The organism is Aliidiomarina celeris (assembly GCF_003316875.1).
Classification (GTDB): Bacteria; Pseudomonadota; Gammaproteobacteria; order Enterobacterales; family Alteromonadaceae; genus Aliidiomarina; species Aliidiomarina celeris.
Genome location: NZ_QMIL01000008.1, coordinates 38557 through 57718, shown reverse-complemented (window position 1 = coordinate 57718; position 19162 = coordinate 38557). Strand labels below are relative to the sequence as shown.

Genomic DNA, 19162 nt, shown 5'->3' with positions numbered 1-19162 from the left:
CTTTGGATAAAAACATGAAAATTCTTGTGGTTGACGACTTTTCAACCATGAGACGCATCATCAAAAACTTGTTGCGGGATTTAGGCTTTCAAAACGTGTCTGAAGCGGATGACGGGAACACCGCGTTGCCGATGCTGCAAAATGGGGAATACGATTTTGTGGTCACCGACTGGAACATGCCGGGTATGCAAGGTATTGACTTGTTGCGCGCCATTCGTGCCGACGGGCGCTTAGCGCATATTCCGGTACTCATGGTAACGGCCGAAGCCAAACGCGAACAAATTATTGAAGCCGCACAAGCGGGTGTAAACGGCTACATTGTGAAACCATTTACCGCTGCAACGCTAAAAGAGAAACTCGACAAAGTATTCGAGCGGCTCGGTTAATCCACTCAGGAGAACACACATGGTGCCACCTGTGGGGAAGGTAACCCTCGAACAAGCACGCGAGCTCGTTCGGCTGTTAGAAGCAAATGAACAAGCAAGCGCCGACAAGCTCGTGCGTGAAATGGCCGACGCCGGCCAAGAAGAGTTATTCGACTCAATTGGTAAGCTCACTCGGCAATTGCACGACTCGCTGCAAGACTTCTTACAAGATCCGCGTTTGTCTCGCTTAACCGAAGACGATCTCCCCGACGCGCAGAATCGTTTGCAGTACGTAATGCAACGCACTGAAGACGCAGCAAACCGTACAATGGACGCGGTTGAAGCCTCGTTACCCATGGCAGAAGAAATGGGTGCCGAGGTAAGTAGTATTCTGCCGGTGTGGGAACGCTTAATGAACCGCGATATAGAACTCGCTGAATTTAAAACCTTATGCCATGAAGTTGACGGGTTTATCCGTCGCTCAGCGGAGCGTAGTAATCACTTACATACGCTACTTACCGAAGTATTGATGGCACAAGATTTTCAAGATTTAACGGGGCAGGTTATTCGTCGTGTTATTGATCTGGTGCAAGAAGTAGAAGACCAACTTATTTCATTATTAACCTTGTTTGGCGACGATTACCATAAAGCGGCCAAAAAACACGCCGATAGCAAAGAACAGGACAAAACAGGGCCAGAAGGGCCGGTTATTGATCCAGACGCTCGTGACGACGTTGTTAAAGGGCAAGACGACGTAGACGATTTGCTATCTAGCTTAGGATTTTAGGAGTAGCTGCCGATGAGTTTTGATGTCGACGAGGATATTCTTCAGGACTTCCTGATTGAAGCGGGTGAAATTCTCGAACTGCTTTCCGAGCAGTTAGTAGAGCTTGAGAATGATCCGAACAATCGTGATTTACTGAATGCAATTTTCCGTGGCTTCCATACAGTGAAAGGCGGTGCCGGCTTTTTGTCATTGCACGCGTTGGTCGACACCTGCCACGGTGCAGAGAACGTGTTCGACACCATGCGCAATGGTGGTCGCCAACTCTCGCCCGAACTGATGGACGTTATTCTACAGTCGCTCGACACCATTAATGCTCAGTTTGCTGCTGTTCAGGCGCGTGAAGAGCCAGAGCCTGCTTCGCCTGAACTGTTACAAGCACTCACGATTTTAAGCGAACCGGGCGACCATATGCCGGGTGGTGCGGCGGCAACGTCAGCAGCACCAGAACAGGCGCCAGAACCGGAAGCTTCGGCGCCTACTCATATTTCCGGTGACGGCGGTGTCGACGACATTACCGAAGACGAATTTGAAGCCTTGCTCGACGAACTGCAAGGTGCGAGAAAGCCAGCGGCTCCAGCTCCGGAACCCACTGCTCCTGCAGGGCCCGCAGCCGCTTCTTCGTCAGACGAAATGACCGACGACGAATTCGAAGCTCTACTCGACCAGCTGCATGGCGGTGGCAAACCCGCTACTCCAGCACCGGCGGCAGAGCAAGCGCCTGCGTCTGAGCCTGAACAAAAATCGGCCAGCAGCGCAAGCGGCGACATTTCCGACGATGAATTTGAAGCACTGCTCGACAACTTACATGGCAAAGGCCAGTTTAAAACCGAATCGGGTAAGGCTGTAGAACCTGCGAAACCAGAGCCGGCTAAAGCCAAGCCTGAGCCTGCTAAGCCGGCTGCTGCGCAGCCTGCGGCAAGTAAGCCTGAGCCAGCAAAAGCGGCTGCCCCAGTAGCCGCGAAAAAAGAAGCGCCGAAGCCAGCGGCACCGGCAGCCGAAACCACGGTGCGGGTAGACACCCGCCGACTCGACGAAATTATGAATATGGTGGGCGAGTTGGTGCTGGTTCGGAACCGACTCTTGCTGCTCAATAGCAATTCAGAAGACGAAGATTTAGGCAAAGCCATAGCCAACCTCGACGTGGTGACCGGTGACTTGCAAGGTGCGGTAATGCAAACGCGCATGCAGCCGATCAAGAAAGTGTTTGGTCGCTTCCCGCGTGTGGTGCGTGACTTGGCGCGCAGCCTGAAAAAAGAAATTAACTTAGAACTGTCCGGTGAAGACACGGATCTGGATAAGAACCTGGTGGAGGCGTTAGCCGACCCATTGGTGCATTTGGTCCGCAATGCGGTCGACCATGGCGTAGAAATGCCCGACGTGCGCGAAGCGAACGGCAAGCCGCGATTAGGTACGGTAAAACTCAGTGCGTCGCAAGAAGGCGATCATATTTTACTGGCCATTGAAGACGACGGTGCCGGTATGGACGCCGAGAAGCTGAAAAGTATTGCCATTCGTAAGGGCGTACTCGACGCGGATGCGGCCGCACGAATGAGCGACGAAGAGGCCTACAACCTTATTTTTGCTGCTGGGTTCTCAACCAAAGAACAAATTTCCGATGTGTCGGGCCGTGGCGTTGGCATGGACGTGGTGAAAACCAAAATTAACCAGCTCAATGGTTCGGTTCGCATCGACTCTGAGCTTGGTCGTGGCACTCGGCTAGAAATTAAGGTGCCGCTCACGCTTGCTATTTTGCCCACGCTCATGGTGAAAGTAGGCGAACAAACCTTCGCGTTGCCGCTCGCCACAGTGAACGAAATTATTAACATGGACATTAAACTGACCAACACAGTAGACGGTCAGCTCACCATGATTGTGCGGGAAAAAGCAATTCCGTTGTTTTACCTCAATCAATGGTTGAATAAAAAGCCAGATCCAAACTTTAAGCGTGATCGTGGCCACGTGGTTGTGGTTACATTGGGCACACAGCAAGTTGGCTTTGTGGTCGACGCGCTGATTGGTCAGGAAGAAGTTGTGATTAAGCCGCTCGACCGTATGCTGCAAGGTACACCAGGCATGGCGGGTGCAACCATTACCAGCGACGGTGGTATTGCGTTGATTCTTGACGTACCGAGCCTTCTTAAAAAATACGCAAAACGTTACACAAAACGCTAAAAGGGTGACATGACTGTCCGGGTATTAGTAGTTGATGACTCGAATTTCTTTCGCCGCCGGGTTACGGAAATTCTTAATGAGGCACCGAACCTTGAGGTAATCGACACCGCCGCTGACGGTGCCGAAGCGGTGCGCAAGGCGCGTGAACTTAAGCCCGACGTAATCACCATGGACATTGAAATGCCGGTGCTCGACGGCATTAGTGCCGTGCGCCAGATTATGGCCGAACGTAGCACGCCTATTTTAATGTTCAGTTCGTTAACCCACGACGGCGCACAAGCCACCCTCGACGCACTCGACGCGGGTGCGGTGGATTTTCTGCCGAAAAAATTTGAAGACATCGCGCGCAATCGTGGCGAAGCCGTGCAAATTTTACAACAGCGGGTGTACGAGATTGGCCGCCGGCGCTCGAGCCCTATGCCAAGCCGACCCGCACCGAGCACAAGCGGCACGCAGCCACGGTTTTCGTCGCGCCCCGGTTTAGGCAACCGCTTTTCTTCCTCGGATGTTACTGCGCGCTCTGGCAGATTTTCAGGGCAGGCGAGTGAGCGCACCGAACCTGCGAGTGAGTCAGCACGCGAGCCCACACGGGAAGCAAGTACGACAATTCCCAAGGTTGAGCGCAGCACCCCATATAAACTGTTGGCAATCGGCACTTCAACCGGTGGTCCGGTAGCATTACAAACCGTGCTTACCGCGCTACCTGCCGACTTTCCCGTACCGATTGTGTTAGTGCAACACATGCCAGCGGCCTTTACCAAAGCCTTTGCTGCGCGCCTCGACGGGCTCTGCAAAATCTCGGTAAAAGAAGCCGAAGACAACGACGCCCTACAACCGGGGCACGCCTATTTGGCACCAGGTGGTAAGCAAATGATCGTGGACGGGCGGGCCGGTGCGGCGCGCTTGCGCATTCGTGAAGACTCCAACGACAAGCTCACTTACAAACCTAGTGTCGACCTTACCTTTGCCTCGATTGCCCGCGTGTATGGCGGCGACAGCTTAGGCGTTATTTTAACCGGTATGGGCGCCGACGGCCGCGAAGGCGCACGGATGATGAAAGAGCGCGGCTCGACTATTTGGGCGCAAGACAAAGACACTTGCGTGGTGTATGGCATGCCGCAAGCGGTGGCCGTAGCGGGCATTTCCGAGCGCGATATTCCGCTGCCTGAGGTGGCGCGGCACATTTTACGCGCATTCGAGCGTTCGTAGGTACGCCATGATTATTTGGACCGTAGCGAATCAAAAGGGTGGGGTGGGAAAAACCACGTCTACCGTTTCGCTCGGTGGTTTATTAGCGGAGCGCGGTTTTCGTGTGTTGTTAATCGACCTCGACCCGCATGCGTCGTTAACCTATTATTTTGGTATTGATTCGGAAGAACTTGAGCACAGTGCTTACGACGTACTCCTAGCCGGCAGCGACGTAGACCGCGACAGCATAGTAAAAGCCATACACACAACCGAGTTTGAGAATATCGATGTAATGCCCGCTGCTATGGGTTTGGCAACGCTTGATCGCAAACTCGGCACCCGTAGTGGTATGGGTTTGGTGCTGCGCAAAGGGTTGCGCAAACTGCGCATGGACTACGATTATGTGCTGATCGACGTGCCACCAGTGCTTGGCGTGCTGATGGTCAATGCCTTAGCGGCATGCACGCGGGTTATTGTGCCGGTACAAACCGAAACACTGGCGTTAAAAGGCTTAGAGCGCATGTTGCAAACGCTGGAGCTGGTGAAAAATAGTTTAAAGCAATATCACGACGTAACCGTAGTGCCGACTATGTACGATCGGCGTACGCGCGCGTCGCTAGAAGCCTACCAAGCATTGGTGAAAAAGCACGGCGAGAAAGTGTGGACCGGCATGATTCCGGTCGACACCAAGTTCAGAGACGCGAGCGCCGCCCATACACCGCCGTCGATGTTCGCGCCCAAGGCGCGCGGTGTTTTGGCTTACAGCCAACTGCTTGAGCATTTATTAAAACAGATTTAAAACGAAGGTTTTGAACAGCATGAGTCAGAAGTCGACAAGCGACCGCGCAATGCAAGAATACCTCACGGCCCTGCTTGAAGAAGAGCAGCCGAGTGCGCTTGATCGTATGGCTCGCGCACCGGTAGAACAGTTGTTGGCGAATGTGGCTCCAGAAAAACCAGCGCCAGAAAAGCCGCTGGTGACGGAAAAGTCTCAGGCGTCGGTGCCCACACCGATTGCGACAGCACCGGCACCGGTAGCGCAAACACCGCAGCAGGCGTCGGCACCGCAGCAGGCACCTGCGCCGCAGAAGGTAGAAACACCACCGCCCCCGCCGCAACTGCCAGACACCATGGCGGAGTACCGCGAAGAAGCCTTTCAAGCGCTGTTCTTTAAGGTGGCTGGGCTCAATTTAGCGGTGCCGTTAAAAAGCTTGGGCGGTATTCATAAGTGGGAGCGCCCAAAACCGTTATTTGGTAAGCCCAAGTGGTATTTGGGCATTATGCCCAGCCGCGAAGAGCAGTTAAACGTGGTGGACTCGGCACGCTGGGTTATGCCAGAAAAATATACAGCGGAGCTAGCAGAAAGCTTAAAATATCAGTACCTTGTTATGTTAAGTGACAGCCATTGGGGGCTGGCATGCGAGTCGTTGGTGAATACCCAAACCTTACAACCCAGCGAAATACAATGGCGGCAGCCGCATGCAAACCATGCTGGCAAACGGCCTTGGCTCGCAGGTATAGTGAAAGAAAAAATGTGTGCCTTGCTCAATGTGGAAGCAATGATAGAAATGCTAAATCAGGGCATGGACAACAGCGAAACTAATGGTGGAGAAGCAGATCATGAGCAGCGATAACCGCAGCCTAAAGCAAAAAGCGACGGTAAGCGATTCCGACGATCCGGTACTACAGTGGGTGACCTTTCAGCTCGCTGAAGAAACCTACGGTATTAACGTAATGCAGGTGCAAGAAGTGTTACGCCATAGCGAAATTGCGCCGGTTCCGGGTGCGCCCGACTATGTGTTAGGAATTATCAACCTGCGCGGCAATGTGGTTACCGTTATCGACACGCGAACCCGTTTTGGCTTGCCAACAACGGAAGTAACCGACAATACTCGTGTGGTGATTATTGAAGCGGAACAACAGGTTATCGGCATTCTGGTGGACAGTGTGGCCGAGGTGGTGTATTTGCGCAGTTCTGAAATTGACAGTGCGCCGAATGTGGGTACCGAAGAAAGTGCGCGCTTTATTCAGGGCGTAAGTAACCGCGAAGGCGAGTTGCTGATTTTAGTCGACTTGAATAAACTGCTCACCGACGAAGAGTGGGACGAGTTGTCGCAAATTTAATGATGTCTGTTCTTACGCCTGCAATGTTGAGCTTTTGGCTACCTTTGAGTGTCGCGTTTGCGGCACTTGCGGGTGTGGTGGTGGTTATTATTGCGCAGCTTCGTAACCACAAAGAGCAGCAAAACCTAGTGGCGTTGCTCGAGAGTATTCGCACGCAACGCATGAGTGCCGAGCAGGATCGGCTCGCTGCTGTGGTAGAAGAGGTAGTGGCGCTGCAAAAGCATGTAAAAGCCTTGCACAGCAAGCAAGTAGAATTAGCACAGCGCACGGAAAACGAAGGGCAGGAGCGCGAGCGTATGGCCAAGGCGTTGTTAAAGCTCACCGAACAGCACGAAAGCCTTGCCAGCCGTTTGGCCGAGCAACAAAACGCCATTCAAGAAGTAGCGGAGCAAGATCCGGCCAGCAAGTTTTACCAACGTGCGGCAAAGCTGGTGCAGCAAGGCGCAAGCCTCGAAGACATCATAGAAAGCTGCGAGTTGCCGCGGGCTGAAGCGGAGCTTGTGTATTCCCTCTACGCCAAGCCCCAATCTCGCCCTTAGCAATCACGCCCTTAGCAATCACGCCGTAAACCCTCGCCCAGTCGGGCGGGGATATAAGGCGTTGGTTTTAATGTCGTGAACGGTCTTGATTAAGACGCACGCATGTGTAAGCATGCTGTATATAAAACCAGTATTAAAGTAACGATGTTAAAGGCCACAAAAGTACGCATATATCCTACACCTGAGCAGGCGGAATTTTTAAACCGCCAGTTCGGCGCTGTGCGCTTTGCGTACAACAAGGCTTTGCATATCATCAGCAGCCAGTACAAGCGTCACGACCTGAAATTGAAGGCCAAAAAAGACCTCAAGCCGCTGTTGGCTGTTGCGAAGAAATCTCGCAAGTATCACTGGCTCAAAGATTTTGATTCGATTGCACTCCAGCAGGCATGTATCAATCTGGATAAAGCCTTTCAACGTTTCTTTGATCCCAAACTGCCTTCTCGTTATCCCAAGTTCAAGCGCAAGCATGGCAGGCAGTCCAGCTATCATTGCATGAGCGTTGAATGTGGAGATGACTGGATTAAAGTGCCGAAGTTAAAGCAGCCCATCAAGGCACGTATTCACCGCAAGGTTGAAGGGAAACTGAAAAGCATCACCTTGTCCCGCACAGTGACGGGTGAATACTATGCCTCACTGCTGCACGAAGATGGGCAAGAGGCTCCTGCGACCATTCAAAGCCTGAATGCTGTTCAGGTGCTCGGATTGGATATGGGTTTAACGCATCTTGCCATTGATTCAAACGGCACGAAAAAACCGAATCCACGCTTTTTGAAGAAAGCCAGTGCCAATCTGCGCCGTAAACAAAAAGCCTTATCACGCTGCAAGAAAGGCAGTAAAGGTCGCGCCAAAGCCCGACTTAAACTCGCTAAGGCGCATCAGCGTCTGGCGAATGCGCGTGCTGATTTTCAGCACAAGCTGTCTCGACAAGTGATTGACGAAAACCAAGCGGTCATTGTCGAGACACTGAAAGTCAAAAACATGCTGAAGAACAGGAAATTGTCCAAGCACATTGCCGATGCGAGTTGGTCAGGCTTGATCCAAAAGCTGGAATACAAGGCTAAAGAGCAAGGCAAGCATCTGGTTAAAATTGATCAATGGTTTGCCAGCTCTAAAACTTGCTCTTGCTGTGGACACAAGCTGGAAGCGTTATCGCTGAAGGTGCGCGACTGGCAGTGTCCATCCTGCTCAACACAGCGTGATCGGGACATCAATGCAGCCTTAAATATCAAGGCGCAAGGTATTTTAAAATTAAAGGCCGCAGGACTGTCGGTCTCTGCCAATGGAGGCAAGCGTCAATCTGGTCACGTACCAGTTGCTGCCTGAGAAGTTGGAAGCCTCGCCCGTGGCGCTTTAGCGCTTAGGGCGGGGAGCAGTCACCGCTTGAACTTACGCCTTTAAATTCAGCCAAGTGGCGAAGGCAATCAGCTCGGCAATAATCACGTACACTTCTTTTGGAATTTGCTCACCCACTTCTAATTTGGCAAGAAAATTAGCCAGCTCTGGATCCTCATGCACCAGCACTCCGGCGTCTTTCGCTTGGCGAATGATCTCTTCGGCGAGTTTGTCGAAACCACGAGAAACCACTGTGGGTGCACCTACGCCGTCGTAACGTAAACCTACTGCTTTTTTGTTTTTGTTCATTACACCCGCACCCGAATCAGTTGATTAGGATCGGGCGCAAGCGTGGCTGGAATGCGGCCAGTTTGTACGGCAAGCTCTTTTACCACAATACCCTGTGCGCTCAGTTGCTGTTCGAGGTGCGTCACTTTGGGCGTGAGCCAACGGCTAGCGGCGTCGTTGTCGGTATAAATTTGAATGCCCGCGTCGCTGCCGGTCCAGCGTACTCGCGCCAATATTGGTCCAATTTTGGTGATATTCAGGCGCATAGAGAGTACCCAACCGTCGCTTTGCTGTTCGCGTTCGCGTTGTTGCTTGCGGCGCTGAATCAGCAGTTCTATGGCAGAAGGGTTTTTGTCCACCAGCCACGGCAAGGTTAGGTAGTAGTCGGGCTCTTGCCGGCTGGCGGACTCGGCGTAGTGCATTTGGCTTAAGCGGGCTTGCTGCAAGTTGCCTTGCAGGTCCCGTAAAAATTGCTGCATAGCGCTATTAGCGCCGCTGGTAAACAAGCCGCCAAACAGTTGCGAGAGTGCCTGTTGCAAAGGTTGGCTCGGTGCGGGGCGGTCGCCTTGTGGCCGCAACAATAAAAGTAAAAGGGGTAACGCCTGTTGTAACCAAAGCGCCGAGCTCGCTTGCGCATTTGCTGCACCCCCCGCACCGGCAAGGCTCGGTTGCGTGAGCCCAAGCACTGGGTTCAAGCCAAACCACTGACTGATTAAAGCGGGTGTTACCCGCGGCGACTGGGCACTGGCAAACATGCTTTCGACCACGCTGCGCACTTGTGGCGGTAATTCCGCGCCGCTGCCGCGCAGCGCGGCCATACTTTGCAATAATGGCAAGGGCGACTGTGCCTGTGCGACAATTTGCCGCAGAGCTGCGGGCGTGTTGAGCTGCACGGCGCCGAGTGCGCGTGCCGCAGTTGCGTTTGCGGTTCCCGTTGCGTGCGCCGCGTCGCTGGCTTTGCTTTCATGCAGCCCTTTGGTTTGCGCAAGCGTGGCGCTTTGTAAGCTGCGCAGCAGGCTCTGCATTTGGCTTGGGGTTAACTTATCCATACCCGCACTATGCCTAGGGTTATGCAGCTTGTAAAGCGTTCAAAAGGGAGCGGTTTTGGTCGCAGCAAGGGGTGAAAATATGTTAGCATAACGGCCGTTTTAGTTTTCCTGCAGAGGGCGTATGGCACAGACTCCAAAGGGCTTACTCAGCGCACAAAATGTTGCTTCCGTTCGCGGTGAGCGCACCTTGTTTAGCGCCCTCAATTTGCAGGTGAATAGCGGCGAGATTTGGCAAATTCAAGGGCCAAACGGCGCGGGTAAGTCCAGCTTGCTGCGTATTCTCGCAGGTTTACTGCCGCCGCAATCGGGCTCTGTTTGTTTTCAGGGCGAAGCTATCGAGCATAACCGTAGTGCCTATCATCAAGAGTTGCTTTTTCTTGGCCATAAGGCTGGGGTAAAACCTGAACTCACCGCCATTGAAAACCTCGACTTTTTTGCCAGCGTTCAAGGGCATGTGCAGGGGCGTGGTTTGCAAGAGCCGCCTTATGAATTGTTGGCCAATGTAGGGCTCGTGGGCTTAGAAGACATTCCAGCCCAACGCCTGTCGGCCGGTCAGCAGCGGCGCATTGCATTGGCACGGCTGTGGCTCAGTAACGCCAAACTATGGATTCTCGACGAACCTTTCACCTCCCTCGATGTCCATGGTATCGAGCTTTTGCACGAGCGTTTCCAGTGGCAGGTCGCCCGCGGTGGGGCCATTGTGATGACCTCGCACCAAGCCTTGAACCACCTGCCTATCGCCTTGCAAACCTTAGTGTTGGAGTATCAGCATTGACAGGCTTGTTAGCGATATTCATAGCAATAATGCGGCGCGATTTACGGGTTGCAATGCGGCAACGTAGCGACTTGCTCAACCCTATTTTATTTTTGCTGGTGGTGATTACGCTGTTTCCGCTCGGTGTCGGCCCCGGGCCCGATGTACTCAGCCGCATAGCGCCTGGGGTAATTTGGGTGAGTGCCATTTTGTCGGCACTGTTGGGGTTGGAACGTATTTTTCGCGACGACTTTCGCGACGGTGCGCTTGAGCAAATGCTGTTGTTGCCGGTGGCGGTAGAATGGTCGGTGTTGGCAAAAATTACGGTGCATTGGCTGCTTACGGCGCTGCCGCTGCTGGTGTTGGCACCTTTGTTTGCTTTGCTGTTGAACTTAACGCCAAGCGCTTGGGGCACATTATGGGTGACCCTTTTGCTCGGTACGCCCGTAATTAGTTGTGTTGGCGCCATTGGTGTGGCGCTAACCGTAAGCCTCAACAAGGGCGGTGCGCTGTTAAGTTTGCTGTTGTTACCCTTGTTAATACCATTGCTTATTTTTGCAACGGCAGCGGTAGAAGCCTCTGCTACAGGGCTTTCGCCCGCGGGGCCCCTGGCGTTAATGGCCGCTATTATGGTGTTAACAGTGGTATTGTCTCCTTATGCTGTCCATGCAGCCTTACGAGTGAGTGTGAATTAATATGTGGCGTTGGTTACACCCTTATGCAAAACCGGAAGCGACCTACCGGTTGAATCAAAAAATGCTGCCGTGGTTCGCGGTGCCGGGTATTGTGGTTTTGGCTGTGGCAACCATTTGGGGGCTGGCCTTTGCGCCGGCCGATTACCAACAGGGCGACAGTTACCGTATTATATTTACCCATGTGCCGGCGGCTATTTTGTCTATGGGTTTGTACATGACCATGGCCACCGCCGCGCTCATTGCGTTAGTGTGGCAAATTCGCACTGCAGAGTGGGCAATTTTAGCCATAGCGCCGGTTGGTGCTGTGTTTACCTTTATTTCCTTGTTTACCGGTGCCGTTTGGGGCCAGCCCATGTGGGGCACTTGGTGGGTGTGGGACGCACGGCTCACCTCACAGCTTATTCTGTTATTCCTCTATTTGGGCGTTATGGCCCTTTACGCCGCCTTTGAAGATGAGCGCACCGGCGCCAAGGCTGCGGGTATTCTCGCGCTTATCGGTGTGGTGAACATTCCCATTATTCACTACTCGGTGTATTGGTGGAACACGCTGCACCAGCAGTCCACCATTACCAAAGTGATCACCCGCTTTGAAAAACCTAGCATGGCACCAGAAATGCTGTGGCCCTTGCTGCTGAACATTCTCGGTTTTGCCCTGATTGCCGGCACCTTGGTTATTCTGCGGCTGAATAATCAAATTTTGCAGCGCGAAGTGCGCCGGCCCTGGGCACAAGCTATTTTGTCTGGGGCTATACCTGCGAGCCAGGCAGCGAACACCGGGGCAGCGAACACAGAGGAGCGAGGCTAATGCAATTTCAGTTCGACAGCTTTAGTGCCTTTATTGCCATGGGCGGCTACGGATTTTATGTGTGGTCGGCGTTATTTGTTACCTTTGCGGCGCTCGGCGCGGTAGCGCTCGAGGTGTTTCTGCGCCGCGCGAAGTTGAGCAAAGAAGTAACTGCCTATCGTGCCCGTGCAGAGCGGGTTTTGGCCGCACGCCAACGCAGCCCCGAGCAAAAAAGCAGCGCCCAGCAGAAGACCGGCTCGGCGGAAACCAGCGCTGCAACAGAATTCAAAGCTACGGAAGAAAGTGACCATCATGAACCCAAGACGTAAAAAAAGACTCGCAATTACCAGTTCCATTATTGTGGCGTTTGCAGTTGCCACGGGCTTGGTGCTGTATGCGCTGTCGCAGAATATTGACTTGTTTTACACCCCTACCGAAATAGTGGAAGGCAAGGGCAACGAAAAGGCCATGCCGCAAGTTGGCCAGCGGCTGCGCGTGGGGGGATTGGTTGTGCCGGGTACGGTACGCCGGCTCGACGACAACCTACGGGTGTCGTTTCGCTTAATCGACAACGGGCCTGCGGAAGTGACCGTGGAATACCAAGGCATACTGCCCGACTTGTTCCGCGAAGGGCAGGGTATTGTCGCGCAAGGTATTTTGGTTGAACCGAATCGCATTGTGGCCAGCGAAGTATTAGCCCGCCACGACGAAGAATACATGCCGCCGGAATTAGCACGGCAGTTAAAAGGCATAGAGCACGTGCCGCCGTCGCAGTGGCAAACACAGCCGAACGCAAGCAACGACACAGAAGAAGGTGGTGGTTATGATCGCTGAATTCGGTCACTACGCACTGGCGCTGGCCTTTGCCTTTTCACTACTGCTTGCCGTGGTGCCTATTGTGGGTACAGCCAAGGGCCATGGCGGCTACATGTCGTTGGCGCGTCCGCTTACTTACGGCATGTTCTTTTTCACCTTAATAAGCTATATCGCCCTTACGGTTCTATTTTTAAAGTCCGACTTTTCAACCGTTTATGTAGCGAATAACTCAAGCCTCGCGTTGCCATGGTATTACCGCATCACCGCGGTGTGGAGTTCCCACGAAGGCTCATTCCTTATGTGGATGCTGGTGCAAGCCGCTTGGGCTGCGGCACTCGCACTTTATTCCAAACGCTTACCGCTCACTTTTGCGGCCCGTGTACTGGCCGTTATGGGTATGATCGGCGTGGGTTTCTATTTATTTATGCTGCTCACCTCGAACCCGTTCGACCGCACCATTCCGCTTATTCCGGTAGACGGCCGCGACATGAACCCCTTGCTGCAAGATCCCGGCATGATCATTCACCCGCCGTTGCTTTACTTCGGTTATGTAGGGTTGTCGGTGGCGTTTGCCTTTGCCGTTGCAGCCCTGATGGGCGGGCGTTTAGACTCGGCTTGGGCGCGTTGGTCACGGCCGTGGACCATTGCCGCATGGATTTTCCTCACCTTGGGCATTATGGTGGGCAGTTGGTGGGCCTATTACGAGCTCGGTTGGGGCGGCTGGTGGTTCTGGGATCCAGTCGAAAACGCAAGCTTTATGCCCTGGTTAATTGCCACCGCGCTTATCCATTCGCTCGCGGTAACGGAAAAGCGTGGCACCTTTAAAGCGTGGACTGTGCTCTTGGCTATTTCGGGGTTCAGTTTAAGCTTGCTCGGTACCTTTTTAGTGCGCTCGGGCGTGTTGGTGTCGGTGCATAGTTTTGCCGCCGACCCCACCCGTGGCATGTTCTTGTTGGCCTTCTTGGGTGTGGTAATTGTCAGCTCGCTGCTACTGTTCGCTATTCGCGCCTCGAAGGTGGTCAGCCATACGCGCTACGAACTGTTTAGCCGCGAAGTGCTGCTGCTGGGTAACAATATCTTTTTGGTAACCGCCACTGTGGTGGTGCTTATTGGTACTTTGTTGCCGCTGTTCCACCAACAGCTGGGTTTAGGCTCTATTTCCATCGGCGAGCCTTTCTTCGACATGATGTTCTTCTGGCTGGTGATTCCTTTTGCTTTCTTGCTGGGTATTGGGCCTTTGGTGCGCTGGCGGCGCGACAACATACAGCCGTTACTGAAGCCGCTGTTCATAGGCTTGCTGGTAACCGTTGCATTGGCCGTGGTGTTGCCCATGGTGTTCGCCGACTCGGTGTCGGGCATGGCGGTGTTGGGGCTTATTTTAGCCATTTGGATTTTTGTCGGTACCGCCCACGAGCTCAAGCTACGCGTGGCGCAGCGCGAGAATAAGCCTCAAGCGCTGATTAAACTGGGGCGTAGCCATTGGGGTATGGTGCTGGGCCACGTTGGTTTTGCGGTGACCATTATCGGTATTGCCTTGGTGCAAAACTACGAAGTGGAGCGTACCGTGCGCATGGCGCCGGGCGACACCTTTACTGAGCGTAATTACACCTTCGAATTTAAAAGCATGAATGAGCGCATTGGCCCGAACTGGGTAAGCGACGCTGCATTATTTGAAATCACCCGTGGCGAACGTCGCGTCGGCTCGGTGGTGAGCGAGAAGCGTTTTTACACTATTCAGCGGCAAATGATGACGCAAACCGGTTTGCAAGTGAACCCGTGGCGTGATCTGTACGTTGCCATGGGCGAGGAGCTCGGCGACGGCAGTTGGGCAGTGCGTATTCATATTAAGCCTTTCGTACGCTGGATTTGGTTTGGCGGGGTTATTATGGCGGTTGGCGGCTTGTTGTCGATGACCGACAAACGCTACCGTTTGCGGCGTAAAGCAACACCGGTAAAAGGAGTGGCGCTATGACCGCACGTGCACGCTTTATTTACTTTCTTACCCCGTTAATTTTGTTTTTGGGGTTGGCGGTATTTTTGTTTAGTGGCTTGTTTTCCGACCCCACTAAGTTGGAATCGGCGCTCGTGGGCAGGCCTGTGCCCGCTTTCGAATTGCCGGACCTGTATCAGCCTGATCGCACCCACAATGAAAGTATTGTGGGTGGCCAGCCCATGTTGTTGAACGTGTGGGCAACCTGGTGCCCAACCTGTTACGCCGAGCACACCTTTTTGAATAAGCTTCACGACGAAGAAAACGTGTACATTATCGGCTTGAACTACAAAGACGACTCGCGCGCTGCTGCGGTGCGTTGGTTGCAAGAGTTGGGCGACCCCTATCAAATTAACCTTTTCGACTTCAGCGGCTTGCTCGCCCTCGATCTTGGCGTGTATGGCGCGCCCGAAACCTTTGTGATCGACAGCAATGGGGTTATTGTGCACCGCCATGTGGGCGACATGAACGACCGTGTGTGGCAAGAAGAAGTGGGGCCCATTTACTACAGCTTGTTTGAGCAGTCGGGTAACGCAAGCGGAGGGTCGGCGCAATGAAAAACCTTCTGTTAGCCGTACTCTTGGCGCTGTCAACAACGCTTATGTTGCAGCCAGCGCAAGCCGCAAACGAGTTTTACGCGTTTGAAACTGCCGAACAAGAAATGCGCTTTAATACCCTTACGCGCGAGTTGCGCTGCCCAAAATGCCAGAACCAGTCGATTGCCGACTCCGACGCGCCATTGGCCATGGACATGCGCGCACGGGTGTACCGAATGGTGATGGACGGCGAAAGTAACCAAGCCATTATTGACTTTATGAAAGTACGTTACGGCGACTTTGTGCACTACAAGCCGCCTCTAAAGCCCAGTACAATTGTGCTTTGGTTTGCACCGTTTATTGTGTTGCTGCTCGGTGTTGCCACCGTGGTGTACAACCTGCGCAACCAAGCCGGCGGCGAAGTGAAATTGAGCGAGGCCGAGCAAGCACGCATAGCGGAGCTTTTGGCAGCAAGGTCTGACGACGAAAGCACGCCCAGCAACAAGGAGCAGAAACCCTAATGTGGATCCTAATGTTAGTTGTATTAGCGCTACTGGCGGTGGTGTTCTTGTTGTTTGCGCGCAAGCAGCAGCTGTCGACCTTATCCACGTTGCAAGCGAACAAAGCTGTGTTTGAGTCGCGCCAAGCGGAAATTGAAGAAGACGCCAAGCAGGGGTTGCTGTCAAACAAAGACCTTGCGAATGCTCGCCGTGAACTGGAAAAAACTTTTGTTACCGACGTACACGACCCCGACGAGCAAGTAGTGATGAAGCCCGCGCCAATCATTTGGGTTATGGCGGTGGTGCTGCTGTTGGCAACGGCGCTGTATTGGCAAGATGGTTCGTGGCAGCAACAACACGAAGCCGACCAAGCTCGGGCGGAATTAGAAGAGCGCAGCCGGGTGTTGTTGTCGGACAGTTCAGGCATGGTTGATCAGGAAGAAATGTGGTTGTTTGCGCTGGGCTTACGCCAGCGTTTGCAAGAGCAGCCCGACGCTGCGGCGTGGAGCCTGTATGGGCGCATTATGATCCAACTCAGCCAGCTTGAACAAGCCATTGAAGCTTTTGAGCAGTCACGCCAGTTGGCGCCCAATAACGCCTCAAACTTGGTGTTGTTTGCACAGGCGTTAATTATGTCGGGCAGCGACCCCGATTTAGCCCGCGCGGCGCGTTATGTGCGGCAAGTGCTGGAAGCCACGCCCACCAACGTAGAAGCATTGGGTTTGCTGGGTATTATTGCCTATGAGCGTGGCGACTTTTCTCGTGCCGCCGAAGCGTGGCGCATAACCTTGCAACTGTTAGACGACAACGACCCACGAGCAGCGTCACTTGAACGGTCGCTCGCCGACGCGCAAGCGCGTGCCGACGGGTCTATACTTACCCTAACAGTGAACGTTGATATTAGCGAAACCTTGCGTAATGAAATGCCTTTTGGTGCCACTTTATTTGTGTTTGTGCGCGACCCAGACGGCGGCCGTGCGCCCATTGCTGTAGAGCGTGTGGCGATTAGCGACTTCCCGATTACGGTAACACTCACCAACGACAGCGCCATGACCCCCGATCGCAAGCTGTCAGACGTGGACAATTGGCTGGTGGGGGCGCGGTTAAGCGCCAGTGGCAGTATCGACATTCGTAGTGGCGACATGGAAGCGCGGCCGGTCCTGGTGGAAGCCGCACCGGGCACGCAAGTGAATTTACGTATAACTGAGTTTTTACCCTAGATTGAAAGCGCTGCGCAGCGGCGAAAGGATAATAGTGAAACTATGAAAACCTTGGGCTGGATGTTTACGCTCCTATTGTTAGTTGCTTGTGCCAGCGCTCCCGAACAGGGCGCGGAGGCAACGACACAAAGTGCGGAGCCGGAAAGTGAAAGTATGCAGGCGGCGGCAGAAGAAGCCGCTGAGCCCGACTTCGACTTCTCCGATCCGCGCGACCCGTTCGAAAACTTTAACCGGGTAATGTGGGACTTCAACCGCGACACGCTCGACCCTTATGTGCTAATGCCGGTGGCGAATACCTACGAGAAAGTACCGTCGCGTATTCGTACCGGTTTGTACAATATGACCGACAACCTAAAAGAGCCGCCAAGCTTCGTAAACAATCTGTTGCAGTTAAAAATGGCCGACGCCTTTACCACTTTGGGGCGCTTTACCCTGAACACCACTGTGGGTGTGTTTGGTTTTTTCGACGTGGCCACTAAGTTAGGGCTCGAGGAAAACCACGAAAGTTTTGGCGAAACCCTGGCAGTTTATGGGGTTACGGAAGGGCCGTACTTTATGTTGCCAGGGGTTGGGCCCACGGTGGTGATCGATCGTGGCGGCGACTTGGTCGACGACTACGTTTGGCCAGCGCAGCTTATTGGTTGGCAGTGGTCTGCCGTGCAACTTGCCATACGCGGGTTGTCGCAGCGGCTTGAGCTCAAGCAACTTGAGCCTATGCTGGAAAACTCGCTCGATGAATATGCGTTTGTGCGCGAAGCTTATTTTTCCTATTGGAACGACAAGGTTTACGACGGTAACCCGCCGGTCAGTGACAACATGTGGGAAGACGACTGGGACTCAGAGTGGGAGTCGGAGTGGGATTCGGAATGGGAATCTGAAGGCAATTCAACCGAGCCGGCTCTGTCTTACAATGCTCGTGAATGGCGATTGATCGCTCGGCAAGCGCAACGGGAATATCACGCCGCACGTTGACGAATGCGGTTCTCTGGTCAATGCTCTAAGTAAGCGATAGCGCACAGGAGTGGGAGAACGCAGATGTCGGCGAACAAGGTGTTAGTAATTGAAGACGATCAGGTGTTCAGCGGTATCCTTGAACGTTACTTGAGCCAACGCGGCTATCAGGTAGTGTCGGCAGGCGACGGCGAAACAGGCCTCGCGCTTTGTGCTTCAGAACGCCCCGACGTGGTATTGTGTGACCTCAAATTACCGCGCATTTCCGGTCTGGAAGTGCTAGAAAAACTCATTTTTTCCATGGCAACTACGCCGGTTATTGTTATTTCGGCGTCGGAGCGCTTGGCCGATATTCGCGAGGCAGTGCGGCTGGGTGCTTGGGACTATTTGGTAAAGCCGCTGGTGCAGCTCGACGTGCTCGAACATGCCATTCAAAACTGCCTTGCCCGTTCCGATTTAGAAGACGCATGGGAGCGTGAGCGCTGGGAGCTCGACGACCATATTGACGTACTGTTTCAAAACGACAGTATGATCGCCAAATTAAGTGAAGACCTACTGCCTCATGAGTCTATGTTGCTCCCTTGTTGCCAGATTACCCACCAACGTGGCGACAGCGACGGCGCAGACCTGCTGATTGACTATCATCGGTTTCCGAACGACTGCGCGTTGGTGGTTATGGCGCATTCGCAAGCCACTCCGGGGCAAAATGTAATTGCACTACTGGTGCTAAAAAGCCTGCTCAATAGTGCGGTGCGTAAAGGTATGGCCGGCTACGACGGCGTGCTGCGTAAGCCAGAGCGGCTTCTGGAAATGCTTAATGCCGAGATATGCCATTCCCGTATTCGCAGTGCTTACGACATGGTTGCACTGTGGTTAAATGGCCGAACGGGCGAGATGAATTGGGCACAGTGCGGTGAAGCGGTGGCTGTGAACCGCGACAGCCGATCAGATCTCGCGCTCGGTATTTGGGCGCAGGCGCGTTTTAGCGCGCATTCAGGCACGTTAGGCAGTGAGCCCTTGGTCATTTCAGCGCAGCGTTCTAAGGTTCAAATTCAGCGACGGGATTAATTCG

General features: G+C 53.5%; 22 protein-coding genes. 20 read left to right on the top strand and 2 right to left on the bottom strand.

Features of this window, described 5'->3' with window-relative positions:
- The first annotated feature begins 2 nt into the window (after positions 1-2).
- From cheY to DQW12_RS12600, 9 genes are all read left to right on the top strand, one after another.
- A complete protein-coding gene (gene cheY, locus DQW12_RS12640; RefSeq protein ID WP_113908235.1) occupies positions 3-386 on the top strand; it encodes a chemotaxis response regulator CheY in 384 nt (127 codons plus the stop codon).
- 19 nt (positions 387-405) lie between these two features.
- Positions 406-1152, top strand: coding sequence for a protein phosphatase CheZ (locus DQW12_RS12635; RefSeq protein WP_113908234.1), 747 nt, complete (start codon positions 406-408; stop codon positions 1150-1152).
- A 12-nt stretch (positions 1153-1164) separates the two neighbouring features.
- The gene (locus DQW12_RS12630) at positions 1165-3324 is read left to right on the top strand and encodes a chemotaxis protein CheA (protein WP_113908233.1); all 2160 of its coding nucleotides are present in this window, start codon (positions 1165-1167) and stop codon (positions 3322-3324) included.
- A 9-nt stretch (positions 3325-3333) separates the two neighbouring features.
- Positions 3334-4533, top strand: coding sequence for a protein-glutamate methylesterase/protein-glutamine glutaminase (locus tag DQW12_RS12625; RefSeq protein ID WP_113908232.1), 1200 nt, complete (start codon positions 3334-3336; stop codon positions 4531-4533).
- Positions 4534-4540: 7 nt separating this feature from the next.
- The gene (locus DQW12_RS12620) at positions 4541-5311 is read left to right on the top strand and encodes a ParA family protein (protein ID WP_113908231.1); all 771 of its coding nucleotides are present in this window, start codon (positions 4541-4543) and stop codon (positions 5309-5311) included.
- A gap of 19 nt (positions 5312-5330) precedes the next feature.
- The gene (locus DQW12_RS12615) at positions 5331-6146 is read left to right on the top strand and encodes a chemotaxis protein CheW (RefSeq protein WP_113908230.1); all 816 of its coding nucleotides are present in this window, start codon (positions 5331-5333) and stop codon (positions 6144-6146) included.
- Entirely contained in the window at positions 6133-6636 is a 504-nt protein-coding gene (locus DQW12_RS12610) for a chemotaxis protein CheW (RefSeq protein WP_232819992.1), read from the top strand. Before DQW12_RS12615 ends, DQW12_RS12610 begins: the two co-directional genes overlap by 14 nt.
- Positions 6636-7175: a DUF2802 domain-containing protein gene (locus tag DQW12_RS12605; RefSeq protein WP_232819991.1), complete on the top strand. Its 540-nt coding sequence runs from the start codon at positions 6636-6638 to the stop codon at positions 7173-7175. Before DQW12_RS12610 ends, DQW12_RS12605 begins: the two co-directional genes overlap by 1 nt.
- Before the next feature lie 102 nt (positions 7176-7277).
- Positions 7278-8498 (top strand): RNA-guided endonuclease InsQ/TnpB family protein, encoded by a 1221-nt coding sequence (locus tag DQW12_RS12600; protein ID WP_198683962.1) that lies wholly within the window; start codon positions 7278-7280, stop codon positions 8496-8498.
- A 63-nt stretch (positions 8499-8561) separates the two neighbouring features.
- Here DQW12_RS12600 and DQW12_RS12595 read toward each other — a convergent pair whose 3' ends face one another.
- Together DQW12_RS12595 and DQW12_RS12590 are read right to left on the bottom strand one after the other, a co-directional pair.
- Positions 8562-8816, bottom strand: a complete 255-nt coding sequence (locus DQW12_RS12595) for an EscU/YscU/HrcU family type III secretion system export apparatus switch protein (protein ID WP_113908228.1) — start codon at positions 8814-8816, stop codon at positions 8562-8564.
- Positions 8816-9844 (bottom strand): flagellar hook-length control protein FliK, encoded by a 1029-nt coding sequence (locus DQW12_RS12590; protein ID WP_113908227.1) that lies wholly within the window; start codon positions 9842-9844, stop codon positions 8816-8818. Before DQW12_RS12590 ends, DQW12_RS12595 begins: the two co-directional genes overlap by 1 nt.
- A gap of 121 nt (positions 9845-9965) precedes the next feature.
- Here DQW12_RS12590 and ccmA point away from each other — a divergent pair, with 121 nt between their 5' ends.
- The 11 genes from ccmA (at position 9966) to DQW12_RS12535 (ending at position 19158) form a co-directional block, all read left to right on the top strand.
- Entirely contained in the window at positions 9966-10619 is a 654-nt protein-coding gene (gene ccmA, locus DQW12_RS12585) for a cytochrome c biogenesis heme-transporting ATPase CcmA (protein ID WP_113908226.1), read from the top strand.
- A gap of 5 nt (positions 10620-10624) precedes the next feature.
- Positions 10625-11293: a heme exporter protein CcmB gene (gene ccmB, locus DQW12_RS12580; protein WP_502243686.1), complete on the top strand. Its 669-nt coding sequence runs from the start codon at positions 10625-10627 to the stop codon at positions 11291-11293.
- A 1-nt stretch (position 11294) separates the two neighbouring features.
- Positions 11295-12098: a heme ABC transporter permease gene (locus DQW12_RS12575; RefSeq protein WP_113908225.1), complete on the top strand. Its 804-nt coding sequence runs from the start codon at positions 11295-11297 to the stop codon at positions 12096-12098.
- Complete coding sequence (gene ccmD, locus DQW12_RS12570) at positions 12098-12406, top strand: heme exporter protein CcmD (RefSeq protein WP_113908224.1); 309 nt, start codon at positions 12098-12100, stop codon at positions 12404-12406. Before DQW12_RS12575 ends, ccmD begins: the two co-directional genes overlap by 1 nt.
- A complete protein-coding gene (gene ccmE / locus DQW12_RS12565; RefSeq protein WP_113908223.1) occupies positions 12390-12911 on the top strand; it encodes a cytochrome c maturation protein CcmE in 522 nt (173 codons plus the stop codon). The genes ccmD and ccmE overlap by 17 nt, the downstream gene beginning before the upstream one ends.
- On the top strand, positions 12901-14865 hold the full coding sequence (locus DQW12_RS12560; RefSeq protein WP_113908222.1) for a heme lyase CcmF/NrfE family subunit: 1965 nt from the start codon (positions 12901-12903) through the stop codon (positions 14863-14865). Before ccmE ends, DQW12_RS12560 begins: the two co-directional genes overlap by 11 nt.
- A complete protein-coding gene (locus DQW12_RS12555) occupies positions 14862-15440 on the top strand; it encodes a DsbE family thiol:disulfide interchange protein (protein WP_113908221.1) in 579 nt (192 codons plus the stop codon). Before DQW12_RS12560 ends, DQW12_RS12555 begins: the two co-directional genes overlap by 4 nt.
- Positions 15437-15940 carry a cytochrome c-type biogenesis protein gene (locus tag DQW12_RS12550; protein ID WP_113908220.1) on the top strand — a complete coding sequence of 168 codons (504 nt, stop codon included), beginning with the start codon at positions 15437-15439 and terminating at the stop codon, positions 15938-15940. Before DQW12_RS12555 ends, DQW12_RS12550 begins: the two co-directional genes overlap by 4 nt.
- Positions 15940-17139 (top strand): c-type cytochrome biogenesis protein CcmI, encoded by a 1200-nt coding sequence (ccmI, locus tag DQW12_RS12545; protein ID WP_113908219.1) that lies wholly within the window; start codon positions 15940-15942, stop codon positions 17137-17139. Before DQW12_RS12550 ends, ccmI begins: the two co-directional genes overlap by 1 nt.
- Before the next feature lie 42 nt (positions 17140-17181).
- Positions 17182-18111: an MlaA family lipoprotein gene (locus DQW12_RS12540; protein ID WP_113908218.1), complete on the top strand. Its 930-nt coding sequence runs from the start codon at positions 17182-17184 to the stop codon at positions 18109-18111.
- A gap of 63 nt (positions 18112-18174) precedes the next feature.
- Positions 18175-19158 (top strand): response regulator, encoded by a 984-nt coding sequence (locus DQW12_RS12535; RefSeq protein WP_113908217.1) that lies wholly within the window; start codon positions 18175-18177, stop codon positions 19156-19158.
- The last annotated feature ends 4 nt before the right edge of the window (positions 19159-19162 follow it).